Raw genomic sequence first — 16,732 nt, 5'->3', positions numbered from 1 at the left:
CACCCGATGCAAACCTATTTGCAGGCCAAACGCATTCTCGAAGACAGCTTCACGCCCTACCGCTGCCAGTGCACCCTCGAAGCGGACGGCTCGATGACCGTGCAACTGCTCGCGCCCAACAGCTGCGACGTGGAACTGACCATCCCGCAGATCCCCCGCCACGACTGGGACAGCCTGCGCGCCGTGGCGAAACTGGCTCTGGAGCTGCGCCAGGCGCTGGACATGGCGCTGTCGGAACAGCAGCGGCCAGCCAAGCCCCTGAGCCTGGCGCCCGGCTAGCCACGCTTCGGGCCACCCTGGAGCCTGCTGCGCGGCGGCCAGGTCTGCCGCTTCCAACTGCAACGCGGCGGCCACTGAGCCCGGCGGCTATCCTTCGCACACGCCGCCTCCGCCTTTGTTTGATCCCGGCCAAGTTCCCGCGCCGCGGTTCGTGCCTCAATGGCGCCAACGCCGGAGCCCGGCGTGCATCCATCCCCCTGCCGGCACGGGAGCGAGCATGGCCATGGAAAAGCACCATCAATGGAACCTCGGCTATTTCGTCGTGGCCTTCGTGGCCATGCTGCTGGTGCAGAACTGGCTGGGCGAGTACTCGGCCGAGGCGCCGATTCCCTACAGCGAGTTCCAGCGCCTGCTGGACGCCGGCAAGGTCAGCGATCTGCGCGTCGACCAGGAGCGCATCAGCGGCACCCTCAAGGAGCCGATCCAGGGCCGCACGCGCTTCACCACCAACCGCGTCGAGCCGCAGCTGGCGGCGGAGCTGGAGAAAGCCCAGGTCGACTTCTCCGGCGTCACCCAGAGCGGCCTGGCCAAGCTGCTGGGCTGGCTGCTGCCGGTGCTGCTGTTCTTCGGCCTGTGGGTGTTCTTCTTCCGCGGGCTGGCCGAGAAACAGGGCTTCGGCGGCATGGTCAGCGTCGGCAAGTCGAAGGCGCGGGTGTTCGTCGAGCGCGACACCGGGGTGACCTTCGACGACGTTGCCGGCATCGACGAGGCCAAGTCCGAGCTGCAGGAAGTGGTGTCCTTCCTCAAGGACCGCCCCACCTACAGCCGCCTGGGCGCGCGGATTCCCAAGGGCATCCTGCTGGTGGGCCCGCCCGGCACCGGCAAGACGCTGGTGGCCAAGGCCGTGGCCGGCCAGGCCGGGGTGCCATTCTTCTCCATCTCCGGCTCGGAGTTCGTCGAGCTGTTCGTCGGCGTGGGCGCCGCGCGGGTACGCGACCTCTTCGAGCAGGCGCGCAAGGCCGCGCCCTGCATCATCTTCATCGACGAGCTGGACGCCCTGGGCAAGATGCGCGGTCTGGGCGCCTTCGGCGGCAACGACGAGAAGGAGCAGACGCTCAACCAGTTGCTCGCCGAGCTGGATGGCTTCGACCCGCGCGAAGGCGTGGTGCTGCTGGCCGCCACCAACCGCCCGGAAGTGCTCGACCCGGCCCTGCTGCGCGCCGGCCGCTTCGACCGCCAGATCCTCATCGACCGCCCGGACCGCCGGGGCCGCGAGGCCATCCTGCGGGTGCACCTGAAACGCGTTAGCGCCGCCGCCGACCTCGATTGCGGGCAGATCGCCGCCATCACCACCGGCTTCACCGGCGCGGACCTGGCCAACCTGGTCAACGAAGCCGCCATCGGCGCCACCCGGCGCGGCGCCGAGGCGGTGGGCATGGCCGACTTCACCGCCGCGGTGGAGCGCATCGTCGCCGGTGCCGAGCGGCGCAGCCGGCTGCTGCTGCCGCAGGAACGCAAGGTGGTGGCCTACCACGAGATGGGCCACGCCCTGGCCGCGGCCTCGCTGCCGCGCATGGACCCGGTGCACAAGGTCTCCATCGTTCCCCACTCCATCGGCGCCCTGGGCTTCACCCTGCAGCGGCCCACCGAGGACCGCTTCCTGATCGGCCGCCAGGAGCTCAAGGACCGCATGGTGGTGCTGCTGGCCGGGCGCGCCGCCGAGGCCCTGGTGTTCGACGAGATTTCCACCGGCGCCGCCGACGACCTGGCCAAGGCCACCGACATCGCCCGCCAACTGGTGACGCGCTTCGGCATGAGCGAGCAGCTCGGCCAGGCCGTGCTGGAGCGGCAGAGCGCGCCCTATCTCGCGGGCGACAACGGCCACCTGGCGGGGCTGCGCGAGAAGGACTACTCGGAGCAGACCGCCCGCGAGGTAGACCTGTGCGTGCGCGAGCTGATCGACGAAGCCTTCCGCCGCGCCCGGGCCCTGCTGGAGCAACGCCGCAGCGACCTGGAGGCCGGCGCGCAACTGCTGCTGGAGCGCGAAACCCTCACCCCGGAGGATTTCCCCGCCCTGGCCGGCGCGCCGGCGCCTTGAGCCCGGCCGCTTCGAACCCCTGGCTATTTGCAGCGCCGCGCATATGCCGGGGAACTCATTGACAGATTGGCGCCAGGCAAGTGTCATGGGCGTTGTCGTCCGGCGCGGTCGAGGTGTGGCGCCGGGATTGCGTGGTCCGTTTGCGTGTTTCCTTATCCCCCGCACAGGAGCCGCCGGCATGTACGACTCTGCACCCAGGGCCTCGGGGCCCGCGGAGGAAGATTTCCTCTTCACCTTCGAGACCCACGTCCTGCAGAAGGCCCTGCCCGCCTTCGAGGAAGCCAGCCGCTTCGCCCGCGACCGCGGCCTGGATTGCCAGGTCGAACTGCTCGTGGACGAGGACGACCACCTGCAACTGTGCCTGTTCGCCCGCCTGGGCAGCAGCCAGCAGCCGAGCTTCTACCGCATCGTCGCCGATACCGAACTCCAGGGCCTGGTCCATGAGCAGTACGCCACCCATGGCCAGCGCATGCGCCGCCTGGGCGCGCAACTGGACTCGCTGGACGGCGAGGTGCTCGACGAACAGCTCGCCGAGTTCTTCCAGCTGGCCTTCGGCATGCACCTGGACGAGCCGGGGCACCGACGAGTCAGCGGCTTCTAGCAGCCGCCCCCTTTTGCCTTGCCTGCCGTTCCTCGCCTCGCGCGGGCGGGTTTTCGCGCGACACTGTGCGCATGAAATGGATCGCACGCGTCCGCCTGCGTGCGGTCCGAGCAAAGGTAAGAGCTGCGATGCCCCTTGCAGGAGTGCCCCTATGAAAAGCCCCGTGGATACCCCGCACCCCGATCCGGTGGTGACCAGGGAAGCCGACGAACTGGAGGAGCTGGTGGAGCTGGACCCGGTCGACAGCGGCCAGGAGCCGCACCTGTCCGCCGCCCACCAGGAAGGCGTGATCGACGAGCAGCACTGAGCGCCGCGGAGCTTGCATTCTGCCGTGCAGGCTTCGTGCAATCGTGCGAAATGCACGGACGCGTCTCTATCGCTATCGAATAACCAGCTGATTTAAAAAGAGAAAATTTTCAAGCGAAGCTGGAACGCATGCTGCAACGGCTCTCCCATCGGCTTCACGGATACCAAGGGAGAGCGTCATGCACAACGACCGTAGCCAAGCCCCGCAACTCCTCGGCGAACAGTTCAGCGACTACCGCGTCGACCTCCAGCAGCGCCCGGACGGCGGCCTGCTGCTGAGGCTGCGTGACCACGAGAACCGGCGCCTGCTGACCACCTGGGCGATCCCGGCCAGCGAGTGGCGCGACCCGGCGCGCCTGAACAGCTTCATCGAACGCATCCGCCGCGACCTGCTGACCGCCGAGGGCCAACCCCTGCAGGAGGACCAGGTGGACTGCTTCCGCAAGCGCATCGAACTGCAGACCTTCAACCCCGGCCAGGGCCGCCACCGCCAGCGCAAGATCGTGGTGGCCGGCGAGCGCCTGCGCGCCCTGGCGGCCAACGCCTGAGTCAGTCCGCGCCCTGGCGGAACTGCCCGGGGGTCATGCCGCTCCAGCGGCGGAAGGCCTTGGCGAAGGCGCTTTCGTCGGAAAAGCCCAGGCGCTCGGCCACTTCCGCCAGCCGCGCGGGGCCGTGCAGCAGTTGCTCGGCCATGGCGTGCAGCACCCGCTCGCGCAACAGCTTGAAGCTGCTGCCCTCCTCGGCCAGGCGCCGGTTCAGGTGCCGCCCGCTGAGGCCCAGGCGTTCGGCGATGCGCTCCTTGCCCCACTGAGGGTGCTCGCGCAGCAGGCCCTGCACCTGCGCTGCGAGGCTCTGCGCGCCCAGGCGCTGCAACTGGGCGTCGGCGAGTTGGCGCAGGTGCTCGCGCATGGGCGCATTGGCCTGGATCAACGGCACCTGCAGGTCGTTTTCGGCGAACAGCAGGCCATCCTCGTCGGCACTGAAGTCGGGCAGCAGGCCCAGTAGTTCTTGGTAACTGCCCGCTTCGCCACGGGCCGGGTGGCCGATGCGCACCGCCCGCGGATGCACGCGCTCGCCGGTGATCCAGGCGCTCAGGCGCACCAGGCTGGCCAGCACCGCCTCCACCCGCGCCTCGCGGCGCACGCGGTAGCTGGGGCGGTAGACCAGTGCAACGCCGCCGGCTTCGCGGCGCAGGGCGAATTCACTGCCCTCGGCGATGATCGGGTAGTACTCCAGCAGCGCTTCCAGGGCTTCGCCGAAGCTCTCGCAGCTCATCAGCAGGGCGCCGACCATGTCCAGGTGGCCGACCTGCAGGGCGCTGCCCAGGCGCAGGCCCAGCAGCGGGTCGGCGCTGGCGGCGCACATGCCCTCCCACAGCTCGTCCTGGCGCGCCAGCGGGATGCGCGCCTCGCGGCCCAGCTCGCGCAGGTCGGCGGGCAGTTGCAGGCCCTGGCGCGTAGCGGCCTGGAGGATGCCCTGGGCGTAATGCACGGTGATCGAGGGGCTGTTGGGCATGGTCCCGAAATAACCGGAAAAAGTCCTGATTGAGCCAGCAAAGCGCGGCGCGGGGCGGGTATCCTTGCCCATTACAACGAGAAATACAAACGAGCCGCGCATGCCTTGCAAACCGTGCCCCGCGCCCCTTAGGGAGGCGCGCTGATGCCCACCGTCCACCTGGAATTCGCCGGCGCCTCGATGCTGGCCCTGAACGCGATCATCGCGCTGATGATGTTCGGCGTCTCCCTGGAACTGCGCCGCGAGGACTTCACCCGCATCGTCCGCGCGCCCAAGGCGCCGCTGATCGGCATGTTCATCCAGTTCCTGCTGCTGCCGGCCAGCGCCTGCCTGCTGGCCAACCTGCTGCCGATCGACCCGCAGCTGGCCCTGGGCATGCTGCTGGTGGCCACCTGCCCCAGCGGCAGCTTCTCCAACGTCATGACCTGGCTCGCCCGCGGCAACGTCGCGGTGTCGGCCAGCGTCACCGCGGTGTCCGGGCTGTCCGCCGGGTTCTTCACGCCGTTCAACTTCGCCCTCTACGCAAGCCTTGCGCCGGAGACCCGCGCGCTGCTCACGCAGATCCACATCGATCCGCTGGAGCTGCTGGCCACGGTGCTGCTGGTGCTGGTGGCGCCGATGCTCGCCGGCATGGCCCTGGGCCGGCGCCGCCCGCAACTGGCGCGGCGCCTGGAAAAGCCCATGCGGGTGTTCTCGCTGCTAGTGCTGGCGGCCTTCGTGGTGATGGCCTTCATCAAGAACTACGCGCAGTTCGTCGCCTACTTCCACCTGTTCTTCTGGCTGGTGGCGCTGCTCAACGGCGCCGCCCTGGGCCTGGGCTACCTGTGCGCGCGGGCCTGCCGGCTGGGCGAGGCCGACGTGCGCGCGGTGACGCTGGAAAGCGGCATCCACAATTCGGCGCTGGGCATGGCGCTGATCCTCACCTTCTTCCCCGAGGCCGGCGGCATGCTGCTGATCGCCGCCTTCTGGGGCTGCTGGCAACTGCTCACCGGGCTGGGCCTGGCGCTGTTCTGGTCGCGCCGCGCGCCGCTGCCCAAGCTCGCCGCCGCCGGGGGGAGAACGCCATGAGCTACGTGGCCCCTGCCCTGGGCAGCTTCATTCTGCTGGCCTACACCCTGGAAGCGGTCACCGGCTTCGGCAGCGTGGTGCTGGCGCTGTCCCTCGGCGCCCTGCTGCTGCCCATCGAACAGCTGCTGCCGGTGCTGGTGCCGCTGAACGTCGGCCTGACCAGCTACCTGGCCTGGCGCCACCGGCGCCTGGTGCAGTGGCGGCTGCTGCTGGCCACCCTGCTGCCGGGCATGCTGCTGGGCATGGTGGCTGGCTACCTGCTGCTGCCCTGGCTGGACCCGCAACTGCTCAAGCGCGGCCTCGGCCTGCTCATCCTGTGGTTCGCCGCCCGCGAGCTGCAGCGCAGCGCCAAGGGCACGCCCAGGGGCCAGGTGCCGGCCTGGGCGATGCGCCTGGCCACCGGCGCAGCCGGCGTCTGCCAGGGCCTGTTCGCTTCCGGCGGGCCGTTGCTGGTCTACGCCCTGGCCGGCCAGCAACTGGACAAGTCGCGCCTGCGCGCCACCCTGGTGTGCGTCTGGTTCAGCCTCAACGGCCTGCTTACCCTGGCCTTCCTGGTCGACGGCCGGCTGCGCCCGGCGCTGCCCCAGGTGCTGGCCTACGCGCCGCTGCTGCCGCTGGGCCTGTGGCTGGGCGAGCACCTGCACCGGCGCTGCCCGGAACGCCACTTCCGCCTGGCCATCCACCTCCTGCTGCTGGTCAGCGGGGTCCTGCTGCTGTCTCCCTGGAGCCTCCTGTGAGCTACGACATCATCGTCAAGAACGGCCTCTACTTCGACGGCAGCGGCGCCCCCGGCGCGCTGCGCCACCTGGGTATCCGCGCCGGGCGCATCGACACCTTGAGCGCCTCGCCGCTGGACGAGGCCGGCTGCCCGCAGGTGCTCGACGCCGCCGGCAAGTGGGTGACCCCGGGCTTCCTGGAAATCCACTCGCACTACGACGCCGAGGTGATAGCCGCGCCGGCGCTGAAGGAATCGGTGCGCCACGGCGTGACCACGGTGGCCCTCGGCTCCTGTTCCATCAGCATGGTGCTGGGCGAGGCGGAGGACTGCTCCGACCTGTTCACCCGCGTCGAGGCGGTGCCGCGCGAGGTGGTGCTGCCGATCCTGCGGGAGAAACGCACCTGGCGCGACGCCGCCGGCTACCGGGCCTTCTACGAGCAACTGCCGCTGGGGCCGAACCTGTGCTCCTTCCTCGGCCATTCCGAGCTGCGCGTGGCGGTGATGGGGCTGGAACGCGCCACCAGCGGCGCCAAGCCCACCGAGGCCGAGCTGCAGCGCATGGAGCAGCTGCTCAACGAGGCGCTGGACGCCGGCTGCTTCGGCCTCTCGGTGATGACCACGCGGCTGGACAAGATGGACGGCGAGCGCGCCTGGTCCAGCCCGCTGCCCTCCACCTTCGCCAGCTGGAAGGAGTTCTCCCGGCTGTTCGCCGTGCTGCGCCGGCGCGGCGCGCTGATGCAGGGCGCGCCCAACGCGGTGACCAAGATCAACGTGTTCGCCTTCCTCTGGCAGGCCCACGGCTGGTTCCGCCGGCCGCTCAAGTGCAGCATGCTCACCGCCCTGGACCTCAAGTCGCAGCCCTTCATGCACCGCATCACCCGCGCCTCCGGCTGGCTGGCCAACCGCGTGCTGCGCGGGCGCTTCCGCTGGCAGACGCTGCCGGCGCCGTTCAACGTGCGCATCGAGGGGCTGAACATGAACGGCTTCGAGGAGTTCGGCGCCGGCGAAATCCTCCGCGACATCAAGGACCCGGAGGAGTTGTACGCACGCATCCAGGACCCGGCCTTCCGCGAGCGCTTCCGCAAGGACATCAAGGCCACCCTCAGCCTGGGCCTGTGGCACCGCCGCCTCTCCGACTGCTGGGTGCGCGAATGCCCGGACGCGAGCCTGATCGGGCGCAACTTCGAGGACATCGGCCAGCAGCAGGGCAAGGATGCGGTGGACGCCTTCTTCGACCTGGCCAGCCAGTACCGCAACGCGCTGAAGTGGACCACCTGCTACGGCAACCACCGCCCGCAGGTGATGGCCAAGCTGCTGGCCAGCCCCTGGACGCAGCCGGGCTTCGCCGACTCCGGCGCGCACCTGGCGTCCCACGCGCAGTACAACTTCCCGCTGCGCCTGCTCAAGTACGTGCGCGACGCCGAACTGGCCGGCCAACCGTTCATGGACACGGGCCGCGCGGTGCAGCGCCTGACCGGCGAACTGGCCGACTTCGCCGGGCTGGACGCCGGCTACCTGCGCGTGGGCGACCGCGCCGACCTGGTGATCGTCAACCCCGAGGGGCTGACCGACGAGCTGGACGAAGTGAGCGAAGCGCCCATGGAAAACCTCGGGCTGGTGCGCCTGGTGAAACGCAACGATGCGGCGGTGGACGCCACCGTGATCAACGGGCGCGTGGCGTACCGGCGGGAAAGCGGCTTCGCCGAGGCGCTGGGCAAGGAACGCGGCTTCGGACGCTTCCTGCCGGGCCGCGAAGTGGTGCCGGCGTAGCGCGGATGAATCCCACCCACGCCATTCCCCTGTAGGAGCGCGCCCTGCGCGCGATTTCGCGCGGCAGGGCCCGCTCCTACAGGTTTCCGGGAGGCACGGCATGTCCCCGTAGGAGCGGACCTTGTCCGCGATAGCCGGAACCACCGGCGCGGTTCGCGGATAAGATCCGCTACGCTGCCCCACCCACGCCATTCCCTGTGGCACGAAGCGCGGACGGAGTCCGCTCAGGCACGCTCCGCCTGTTCACGCACCAGGCTCGCGCGATAACTGCCGCAGCCCTTCCACAACAGCCCGATGGTCAGCAACGCAGCCACTGCGGAAACGATGGCGATCGACGCCCCCACCGCCGCCGGGTCGCCGAACACCCGGTCGGTGATCAGCGCCACCAGGGTGGTGCCCAGGCCCACCGCCAGCAGGTTGCTGACCAGCAGGAAGATCGCCGAGACCTGCGCGCGCACCTGGTTCGGCGCCAGGTTCTGCATGGCCGTGGTGGAGGTCGGCAGGGGGAAGGAGGCGAAGAACATCGCCGGCACCAGCAGCGCCAGGGACAGCCACAGCGGTTCGACCACGGCGAACAGTGCCACCGGCACGAGCATGCCGATGGCGCCGATCACGCCCGTGCGCATGGCCGCGTCGCCGTGGCCGCGGCGGGCCAGCAGGTCGGTCAGCCAGCCGCCGCAGTACACGCCGGCGGTGTTGGCCAGCAGCAGCACCACGCCCAGGGTGTAGCCGGTGCTCACCGGGTCCAGGCCGTGCTTGCGCATGTACAGCGCCGGGGTCCAGCTGAGCATGGCGTACAAGGCCATGGCGTAGCAGGAGAAGCCCAGGTACAGGCAGATGAAGGTCAGCCGGTGGCGGCCGAGGAAGCGCACGCCGTCGCCCGGCGCCACGGCCTTGGCCTGGCCGCTGGCGTCACGGCTCAGGCCCTGGCGCTGCGGGTCGCGCACGGTCAGCCAGATCAGCAGGCCCACCAGCACCCCGGGCAGGCCGACGATGAAGAAGGTCAGCTGCCAGGCCTTGACCTCGCCCAGCACTGGCAGCACCAGCGCGTGGGTGTCCTTGAGCAGGTCGATGACGTAGCCACCGACCAGGAAGGCCAGGCCGCCGCCGAGGAAGGAGCCGATGGAGTAGATGCCCACCGCGCGGCCCAGCTTCTCCCGCGGGAACAGGTCGCTGAACATCGAGTAGGCCGCCGGCGACAGCGCCGCCTCGCCCACGCCGACGCCGATGCGCGCCAGGAACATCTGCAGGAAGTTCTTCGACAGCCCGCAGGCGGCGGTGGCCAGGCTCCAGAAGACCACGCCGACGGCGATGATCCGCGGCCGCGAGAAACGGTCGGCCAGGTAGGCGATGGGCCAGCCCATCACCGCGTAGAACAGCGAGAAGGCCAGCCCGTGCAGCAGGCTGAACTGGGTGTCGCTGAGCTGCAGGTCGGCCTTGATGGGCTCGATCATCAGCGCCAGGATCTGCCGGTCCACGAAGGAGAAGATGTACGCCACCATGCACAGGCTGACGACGTACCACTCGTAGGCGTAGCGCTTGCGCGCCGGGCGCGCCGCGCAGGCGTCGATGGCGGCTGGAGCCGTGCGCGGGGCGCGGCACGAGGAGGAAGGGTTCATGGCGAGGTCTCTTGTCGTTATGGGCAGGCGTGTCGCTGCAAGGCGCCCTCGCCCTCGAAGGGCGGGGCCAGGGGCACCTTAGGGGATGGGCCCCGGGGCGGACCATACGGGGAAACGGCCTCGGCATGGGGGTAGGCTCCCGTAGGCATTGGGGATTTCCTTAGGCGGAAAATCCGCCCCGCCACCGCACCCATGCGCAGGAATATGCAAGACGCCCGCGCCCTGGGCGCCCTACCCTGGCCACTCGATGATCCAGGAGCTGAAACATGCCGCAAACATCCCCACGCCCCTACCAGCCGGTCAACCTCGCTGCCAAGCTGGCGGCCATCCACGAGCAGTGGCAGCCACGGGTGGTGGCCGAGATGAACGACTACCAGTTCAAGCTGGTGAAGCTGGAAGGCGAGTTCGTCTGGAACAGCCACGCCGACACCGACGAGACCTTCATCGTGCTCGACGGCGAGCTGCGCATCGACTTCCGCGACAGCGCCGTGCAGCTGCGCGCCGGGGAGATGTACGTGGTGCCCCGCGGCGTAGAGCACAAGCCCTTCGCCGCGCAGGAGGTGCAGGTGCTGCTGATCGAGCCGCGCGGCGTGCTCAACACCGGCGACCAGGGCGGCGAGCGCACCGCGCCCAACGACGTGTGGGTCTGAGCCCGCCTCAGGCCAGGCTGTACCAGGCCACGCCCTGCCCGTCCTCGCTGGCCGTCACCCGGCCGCGCTGCGCCAGGTAGTTGAGGTTGGCCAGGCACTCGCCGGTGGCCAGGGCCAGCAGGTCCTGGTCGATGCGCCGGGCGAAGAGCGCGCCGAACAGGTCGATGGCGCGCTTCGGGCCTCCGTCCAGTAGTTCCTGCAGGCGTTCCAGGCCGCGCTGGTGGCCACGCTCCAGGTGCTCCAGGCGTGCGTGCAGGGGCTGGAAGGGTTCGTTGTGGGCCGGCAGCACCAGCACGTTGTCGGGCACCTCGCGGCGCACCTTGGCCAAAGACTCCAGCCATTGGCCCAGCGGGTCGGCCGCCGGCTCCGTGGGGAACACCGAGACGTTCGGCGAGATGCGCGGCAGCACCTGGTCGCCGGCCACCAGCAGGCGCAGGCTGGGGCAATGGAAGCAGGCGTGCTCGGGGGAATGCCCGGAACCCACCACCACCCGCCAGTCGTGCGCGCCGATGCGGATGCGCTCGCCGTCGCGCAGGCGCCGGTAGCTTTCCGGCAGCGGCCAGATGAACTTGCCGAAGCCGCCGAAGCGCGCCCGGTAATGGGAGATGGCCGCCTCGTCCCAACCAGCGCGGCGGTAGAAGCGCACGCCTTCCGGCGGCGCCTCGCGGCCGCTGTCGGCGGCCAGCACGCGGCAGTTCATGTATTCGCCGAAGGTCATCCAGAGTTCGCAGCCGTACTCGCGGGTGAGCCAGCCGGCCAGGCCGACGTGGTCCGGGTGCATGTGGGTGACGAACAGCCGCGTCGGCCGCCGCCCGCCCAGCGCGCCGCCGGGGGCCAGCAGCGTGCGCCAGGCGTCGAGGGTGGCCTGGGTGTGCATGCCGGTGTCGAACAGCGCCCAGCCGTCGCCGTCTTCCACGGCCCACAGGTTGATGTGGTCGAGGCTCAGCGGCAGAGGCATGCGCAGCCAGTGCACGCCCGGAGCGATCTCGCGGCTGGCGCCGGGGTCCGGAGCGGGGCCGCAGGGGTAGTCCAGGGGGATGCGTTCGGATTTCATGGGGTTGCCTGGGTTGTTCATGCCGAAGGGGCGTTCCGGTGCGCGCGGAGATTTCTCTGGAAGTCCGAATCGCGGACGGAGTCCGCTCCTACGGCATGAGCGAGCATGGCTTTTCGTAGGATGGTGTTGAGCGAAGCGATACCCATCACCGCGGCAGCATGGGTTTCGCAAGCTCAACACCATCCTACGAAAAGCAGCTCGGCGCAGTCGGCGAGACAGTTGCTCCTACAGCTCCAGGGAAGCACAGGCGTAGGAGCGGACTTCGTCCGCGATTGGACTCACCAGCCATGCCGGACGCCCACGACAATACTGTGCCAAAGACTCATCCCCAACCCCACCCACATAGACTAACCCGCCATGAAATGGCGCATATGCCCTCGGCAAAGTCACAGCTGCCAGCCCCCGTCCCGCAGGAGGCTCGCCCTGGGCCGGCGCCTGCGCTATCGTCGCCGCCGGCGCCGCGGGGCGCTTCATTCATCGCAGAGGAACGACAGGCATGAGTACAGCAGACACCACTCCCGGCATCCGCAAGATCGGCGTGATCGGCGCCGGCACCATGGGCAACGGCATCGCCCAGGTGTGCGCCGCGGCCGGGCTCCAGGTGGCGATGATCGACGTGTCCGACGTCGCCGTCGAACGCGGCCTGAAGACCATCGACGGCAACCTCGAACGGCTGATCAAGAAGGACAGGCTGGCCGCCGCCGACAAGCCGGGCATCCTCGCGCGCATCCACGGCGGCACCGACTACGCCGCGCTGAAGGACGCCGACCTGGTGATCGAGGCCGCCACCGAGAACCTCGAACTCAAGCTGCGCATCCTGCGCCAGGTGGACGAGCTGGTCGGCCCCGACTGCGTGATCGCCAGCAACACCTCGTCCATCTCCATCACCCAACTGGCGGTGGTGGTGCGCAACCCGCAGCGCTTCATCGGCCTGCACTTCTTCAACCCGGTGCCGGTGATGGGCCTGCTGGAAGTGATCCGCGGCCTGCAGACCGCCGACGAGACCCACGCCCGCGCCCTGGCCTTCGCCGGCCTGGTCGGCAAGACCGCGGTGAGCGTGAAGAACGCCCCGGGCTTCGCGGTCAACCGCATCCTGGTGCCGATGATCAACGAGGCCATCTTCGTGCTCCAGGAAGGCCTGGCCAGCGCCGCCGACATCGACGCCGGCATGCAACTGGGCTGCAACCACCCGATCGGCCCGCTGGCCCTGGCCGACCTGATCGGCCTCGACACCCTGCTGGCGATCATGCAGGTGCTCTACGACGGCTTCGACGACTCCAAGTACCGCCCTGCCCCGCTGCTCAAGGAAATGGTCGCGGCCGGCCGCCTGGGCCGCAAGAGTGGCCAGGGTTTCTTCAGCTACTGACCGCCCTCGAAGAAGGGGCCTTGCGCCCCTTCCGCCAGCCAAGCGCCATTAGATAGCTATCACACGATTCTCAGCGGCAGGCTCTAGCACGCGGTTTCCAGCCGTAGGAAATTTCCGACGAATGACAACCCGGTCACTGGTGATAGCACGAAAAACTGCTAAAACCTGAAAGTTGGAAACCAAAGGAGCTATATCCATGAGGATCATGAAACGCCACGCGCTGGCCTTCGCCGTGATGGCCGCGGGCACCCAACTGGCCCAGGCCAGCGCCCAGGACGAGGCGAAGGGATTCATCGAGGACGCCAGGCTCGACCTGCTGCTGCGCAACGTCTACTGGAACCGCGACTACAAGGACCACACCAACGACGCCAAGGTCTGGGGCCAGGGCTTCATCGGCACCTTCGAGTCCGGCTTCACCCAGGGCACCGTGGGCTTCGGCGTCGACGCCTACGGCCTGCTCGGCGTCAAGCTCGACAGCGGCCGCGGGCGCAACTACACCGGCATCTTCAACGAACACGACGACGGCAAGCCGGTGGACAGCCTGTCCGAGGCCGGCGGCGCGGTGAAGCTGCGCTTCTCCAATACCGTGATCAAGTACGGCAACCAGTTCCCCGACCTGCCGGTGCTCTCCCGCGACGACTCGCGCATGCTGCCGCAATCCTTCACCGGCACCCTGCTGACCAGCGAGGAGATCAAGGGCCTGCAGCTGAACGCCGGCAAGTTCACCGCCGACAGCCCCATGGGCAGCCCGGCGCGCGACCCCAACCACCTGGACGAGATCTACCTCTACGGCGGCAGCTACGCGGTCACCGACGACCTCAGCGTGGCGCTCTACCACAGCGACGTGCGCGACGTCTTCGCCAAGACCTACGCCAACGTCAACTACAGCCTGCCGCTGGCCGCCGAGCAGGCGCTGAACTTCGACTTCAACATCTACCGCACCAAGTACGACGACGGCTCCCAGGCCGCGCTGGACTTCGGCGGCGACGGCGACAACGACCGCAACACCATCTGGAGCCTGGCGGCCAAGTACAGCGTCGGCCCGCACGCCTTCATCCTCGCCCACCAGCGCAGCAGCGGCGATGCCGGCTACGCCTACGACTACGGCGACGGCGGCGGCACCATCTACCTGGCCAACTCCTACTACGCCGACTTCAACCTCAAGGACGAACGCTCCTGGCAGGCCAGCTACGAGCTGGACTTCGGCGGCTACGGCGTGCCCGGGCTGACCTACAAGATCGCCTACGTACGCGGCGACAACATCGACACCGGCGGCGACTCCGACGGCACCGAGCGCGAGCTGTTCAACCAGGTCAAGTATGTGATCCAGAGCGGCCCGGCCAAGGACCTGTCGTTCAAGCTGCGCAACTCCATCTACCGCGCGGACAACGACGTCGGCCCGGACCTCAACGAGGTGCGCGCCTTCATCGAGTACCCGCTGAGCATCCTCTGATGCCCCGGGTCCGCGGCGAACCATCGTCCCGGCCCATATGCACTATCAAGCGCATTCATCATTAGCCTGCGAACAATTTGCTAGCTTATTACCCCATCAGGTGTTGCTCGCCTGGTTTTGAAGCATCAAGGCCGTTACCACCCCCGCTTCCCCCGCGACTCGGTAACGGCCTTTTTTTCGTCTGCGATTCAGGGTTGGGATTGCGCGGCGGGCTCCAGAGCCCCCTCACCCCAGCCCTCTCCCGGAGGGAGAGGGGGCCTGCGGCGGAGGCGTTGAGTCCGCTCCTACGCCTGCCGGCAAACCACCCCGTAGGATGGTGTTGAGCGAAGCGATACCCATCACCGCAGCCGCATGGGTTTCGCAGGCTCAACCCATCCTACGAAGAGCACCTCGAAGAGTGGCTTTTACGTTCCAGGGAAACCGGGCGTAGGAGCGGACTCTGTCCGCAATTCGGACTTCCAGAGAAACCTCCGAGCGCAGCGAAACGCCCCTTCAGCAGGCCGGGCAAACTCGGAGCGGCACAGAAACACCCAGACCAAGACAGTTGCCCGCGTTCGCGGGCATGACGGGGCGTGAGCCCCATGGTTCCCCCTACTCCTGCCCACCCCACTGCAACAACCGCTGCCGACAATGCCGCATGGCATTGACGATATGCTTCTCCACCATATCCCGCGAAATCCCCAGACGCTCAGCGATCTCGGCATGGGAACAGCCCTCCACCTTGCGCAGCAGAAACGCCTCCCGACAGTTCTCCGGCAACTGCGCCAAAGCCCGATGCAACATCAGCAACTGCTGTTGCTGGATAGCCTCGGTCTGCGGACAACGCTCATCGAGGCAACCTTCACGGTCCAGCGCCTCCAGGTCCTCGTTGCGACGGATACGCGCCCGCCGGCGCAAGTCGATGCTGAGATTGACGGCAGTCTTGAAGAGGAACGCCCGCGGCTGCTCGATGCGCTCCTCGGCCTTGCGGTCGAGCAGGCGCAGGAAAGTCTCCTGGGTCAGGTCCGCGGCGGCATGGCGGTCCCCCAGGGTGCGACTGAGGAAGGCGGTCAGTTCCTGGTAGTAGCGAATCAAGAAAAAAGCGCTCCGCCCGTTAGGGGGCTTGCGGGTAAGATCGGCTCTCGCAGCCGACGCTGGCTGACAGCCCGCGCCGGAGGTAATTATAATCACTCGCATCAAGCCGAAAAGAAAGCGTGATCTGGGCGCACTTCGCCGCCCAGCCGTGGAAGCCTTCGATGAACCAGCCCCCCGCCGAGCATGACGACCAGAGCCTGAGCGCCGAAGCCGCGCGCTGGTGCTCGCGCCTGCACGAGGCGGACTGCACCCAGGCCGAGCGCGACGCCTTCGACGCCTGGTGCGCCGAAGACCCGCGGCACCGCGACGAATACCTGGCGATGCTGGAAATCTGGCGCCTGGCCGAACGCCTGCAGGCCCCGGCGCGAGCGCCCCTGTCGCATCCTCCACGCACCACTGCGCGACCACGGCGCTCGCGCATCAAGCGCTTCGCCACCGCCGCGGCCATCGCCTGCCTGGCGCTGGGCACGGTCTGGTCGACGGGCTGGTCCGCCGGCTGGCTGCCGTCGCGCATCGGTTACTACAGCGCCACGGACACGCCGCGCGAAGTGCGCCTGGCGGATGATTCGCAGGTGCGCCTGAACGCCCACTCCAGCCTGTTCTTCGCCCTCTACCGCGACCGCCGCGACGCCCGCCTGGGCAGCGGCGGCGAGGCCTACTTCAGCGTCAGCCACAACGCCCTGCAGCCGTTCACGGTACGCACCGACAACGGCAGCGTGCGCGTCACCGGCACCCGCTTCAACGTCTGGACCGACGCCAACCAGATGCTGGTCACCCTGCTGGAAGGCTCGGTGATAGTCACCCCGCCGCCCGGCGTGGACAGCAACGCCGCCCAGCTGACCCCGGGCATGCAGGCCCGCTACAGCAGCGCCACCGGGCAGTTCGAACTGGCCCAGGTGGCCCCGGGCGACGCCATCGCCTGGCTCGACGGCCGCCTGGTGCTGCAGGACCAGCCGCTGCAGGCGGCCATCCCGCAGATCAACCGCTACCTGGCGCACCCGGTGCGCCTGGACGACCCGGTGGTGGCGGCCATGCGCATCGGCGGCATCTACGACACCAGCGACCTGCAGGCGCTGGTCGACTCCCTGCCCAAAGTGCTGCCGCTGGAAATGCGCCGGCACGACGACGGCAGCATCACCCTGGCCAGCAGGTACGTGCCGCTCTGACAGATCCACCTGTAGGAGCGCGCCCTGCGCGCGAATCGCGGGCAGGGCCCGCGCC

16 protein-coding genes are annotated in these 16,732 nt (G+C 68.7%); 12 read left to right on the top strand and 4 right to left on the bottom strand.

The genetic code is table 11. From position 1 onward, the window contains the following. The first annotated feature begins 6 nt into the window (after positions 1 to 6). The 5 genes from RN02_RS21845 to RN02_RS21830 all read left to right on the top strand — a co-directional run bounded on the left by RN02_RS21845 (position 7) and on the right by RN02_RS21830 (position 3,772). Positions 7 to 279, top strand: a complete 273-nt coding sequence (locus tag RN02_RS21845; RefSeq protein ID WP_009621889.1) for a DUF1652 domain-containing protein — start codon at positions 7 to 9, stop codon at positions 277 to 279. 223 nt (positions 280 to 502) lie between these two features. Beyond that, positions 503 to 2,317, top strand: coding sequence for an ATP-dependent zinc metalloprotease FtsH (ftsH, locus tag RN02_RS21840; RefSeq protein WP_043316819.1), 1,815 nt, complete (start codon positions 503 to 505; stop codon positions 2,315 to 2,317). 178 nt (positions 2,318 to 2,495) lie between these two features. Beyond that, positions 2,496 to 2,918 carry a hypothetical protein gene (locus RN02_RS21835; RefSeq protein WP_043316762.1) on the top strand — a complete coding sequence of 141 codons (423 nt, stop codon included), beginning with the start codon at positions 2,496 to 2,498 and terminating at the stop codon, positions 2,916 to 2,918. Between the two features lie 151 nt (positions 2,919 to 3,069). Continuing rightward, a complete protein-coding gene (locus RN02_RS33990) occupies positions 3,070 to 3,225 on the top strand; it encodes a hypothetical protein (protein ID WP_009621884.1) in 156 nt (51 codons plus the stop codon). 178 nt (positions 3,226 to 3,403) lie between these two features. Further along, positions 3,404 to 3,772, top strand: a complete 369-nt coding sequence (locus RN02_RS21830; protein WP_043316759.1) for a DUF3509 domain-containing protein — start codon at positions 3,404 to 3,406, stop codon at positions 3,770 to 3,772. 1 nt (position 3,773) lies between these two features. Here the strand turns inward: RN02_RS21830 and RN02_RS21825 are convergent, their stop codons facing one another. After that, on the bottom strand, positions 3,774 to 4,739 hold the full coding sequence (locus RN02_RS21825) for an AraC family transcriptional regulator (RefSeq protein WP_043316757.1): 966 nt from the start codon (positions 4,737 to 4,739) through the stop codon (positions 3,774 to 3,776). Between the two features lie 144 nt (positions 4,740 to 4,883). Between RN02_RS21825 and RN02_RS21820 the strand changes: the two genes are divergently transcribed. The 3 genes from RN02_RS21820 to RN02_RS21810 are packed head-to-tail and all read left to right on the top strand — an operon-like array spanning position 4,884 to position 8,295. Continuing rightward, positions 4,884 to 5,807, top strand: a complete 924-nt coding sequence (locus tag RN02_RS21820; protein WP_043316755.1) for a bile acid:sodium symporter family protein — start codon at positions 4,884 to 4,886, stop codon at positions 5,805 to 5,807. Next, positions 5,804 to 6,544 (top strand): sulfite exporter TauE/SafE family protein, encoded by a 741-nt coding sequence (locus tag RN02_RS21815; protein WP_043316753.1) that lies wholly within the window; start codon positions 5,804 to 5,806, stop codon positions 6,542 to 6,544. The genes RN02_RS21820 and RN02_RS21815 overlap by 4 nt, the downstream gene beginning before the upstream one ends. Next, positions 6,541 to 8,295: an N-acyl-D-amino-acid deacylase family protein gene (locus RN02_RS21810; protein ID WP_043316751.1), complete on the top strand. Its 1,755-nt coding sequence runs from the start codon at positions 6,541 to 6,543 to the stop codon at positions 8,293 to 8,295. Before RN02_RS21815 ends, RN02_RS21810 begins: the two co-directional genes overlap by 4 nt. A 224-nt stretch (positions 8,296 to 8,519) precedes the next feature. On the opposite strand, the gene RN02_RS21805 is transcribed toward RN02_RS21810, so the two are convergent. After that, the gene (locus RN02_RS21805) at positions 8,520 to 9,914 is read right to left on the bottom strand and encodes a spinster family MFS transporter (protein WP_052267789.1); all 1,395 of its coding nucleotides are present in this window, start codon (positions 9,912 to 9,914) and stop codon (positions 8,520 to 8,522) included. 266 nt (positions 9,915 to 10,180) lie between these two features. Between RN02_RS21805 and RN02_RS21800 the strand changes: the two genes are divergently transcribed. Beyond that, the gene (locus tag RN02_RS21800) at positions 10,181 to 10,564 is read left to right on the top strand and encodes a cupin domain-containing protein (RefSeq protein ID WP_043316748.1); all 384 of its coding nucleotides are present in this window, start codon (positions 10,181 to 10,183) and stop codon (positions 10,562 to 10,564) included. Between the two features lie 7 nt (positions 10,565 to 10,571). Here the strand turns inward: RN02_RS21800 and RN02_RS21795 are convergent, their stop codons facing one another. Then, positions 10,572 to 11,618: an MBL fold metallo-hydrolase gene (locus RN02_RS21795; protein WP_082033859.1), complete on the bottom strand. Its 1,047-nt coding sequence runs from the start codon at positions 11,616 to 11,618 to the stop codon at positions 10,572 to 10,574. A 496-nt stretch (positions 11,619 to 12,114) separates the two neighbouring features. Here RN02_RS21795 and RN02_RS21790 point away from each other — a divergent pair, with 496 nt between their 5' ends. Together RN02_RS21790 and RN02_RS21785 are read left to right on the top strand one after the other, a co-directional pair. Further along, positions 12,115 to 12,984 carry a 3-hydroxybutyryl-CoA dehydrogenase gene (locus RN02_RS21790; protein WP_043316744.1) on the top strand — a complete coding sequence of 290 codons (870 nt, stop codon included), beginning with the start codon at positions 12,115 to 12,117 and terminating at the stop codon, positions 12,982 to 12,984. A 196-nt stretch (positions 12,985 to 13,180) separates the two neighbouring features. Continuing rightward, positions 13,181 to 14,437 carry an OprD family porin gene (locus tag RN02_RS21785; RefSeq protein ID WP_152623802.1) on the top strand — a complete coding sequence of 419 codons (1,257 nt, stop codon included), beginning with the start codon at positions 13,181 to 13,183 and terminating at the stop codon, positions 14,435 to 14,437. Positions 14,438 to 15,028: 591 nt separating this feature from the next. Here RN02_RS21785 and RN02_RS21780 read toward each other — a convergent pair. Then, positions 15,029 to 15,511 carry a sigma-70 family RNA polymerase sigma factor gene (locus RN02_RS21780; RefSeq protein WP_043316742.1) on the bottom strand — a complete coding sequence of 161 codons (483 nt, stop codon included), beginning with the start codon at positions 15,509 to 15,511 and terminating at the stop codon, positions 15,029 to 15,031. Between the two features lie 161 nt (positions 15,512 to 15,672). Here RN02_RS21780 and RN02_RS21775 point away from each other — a divergent pair, with 161 nt between their 5' ends. Continuing rightward, positions 15,673 to 16,677 carry a FecR family protein gene (locus RN02_RS21775; RefSeq protein WP_043316739.1) on the top strand — a complete coding sequence of 335 codons (1,005 nt, stop codon included), beginning with the start codon at positions 15,673 to 15,675 and terminating at the stop codon, positions 16,675 to 16,677. Positions 16,678 to 16,732: the final 55 nt, after the last annotated feature.

Source organism: Pseudomonas sp. PI1 (assembly GCF_000812405.1).
Classification (GTDB): Bacteria; Pseudomonadota; Gammaproteobacteria; order Pseudomonadales; family Pseudomonadaceae; genus Pseudomonas; species Pseudomonas citronellolis.
Note: the sequence above shows the minus strand (reverse complement) of the source record. Positions and strands in the feature narration are given on the sequence as shown.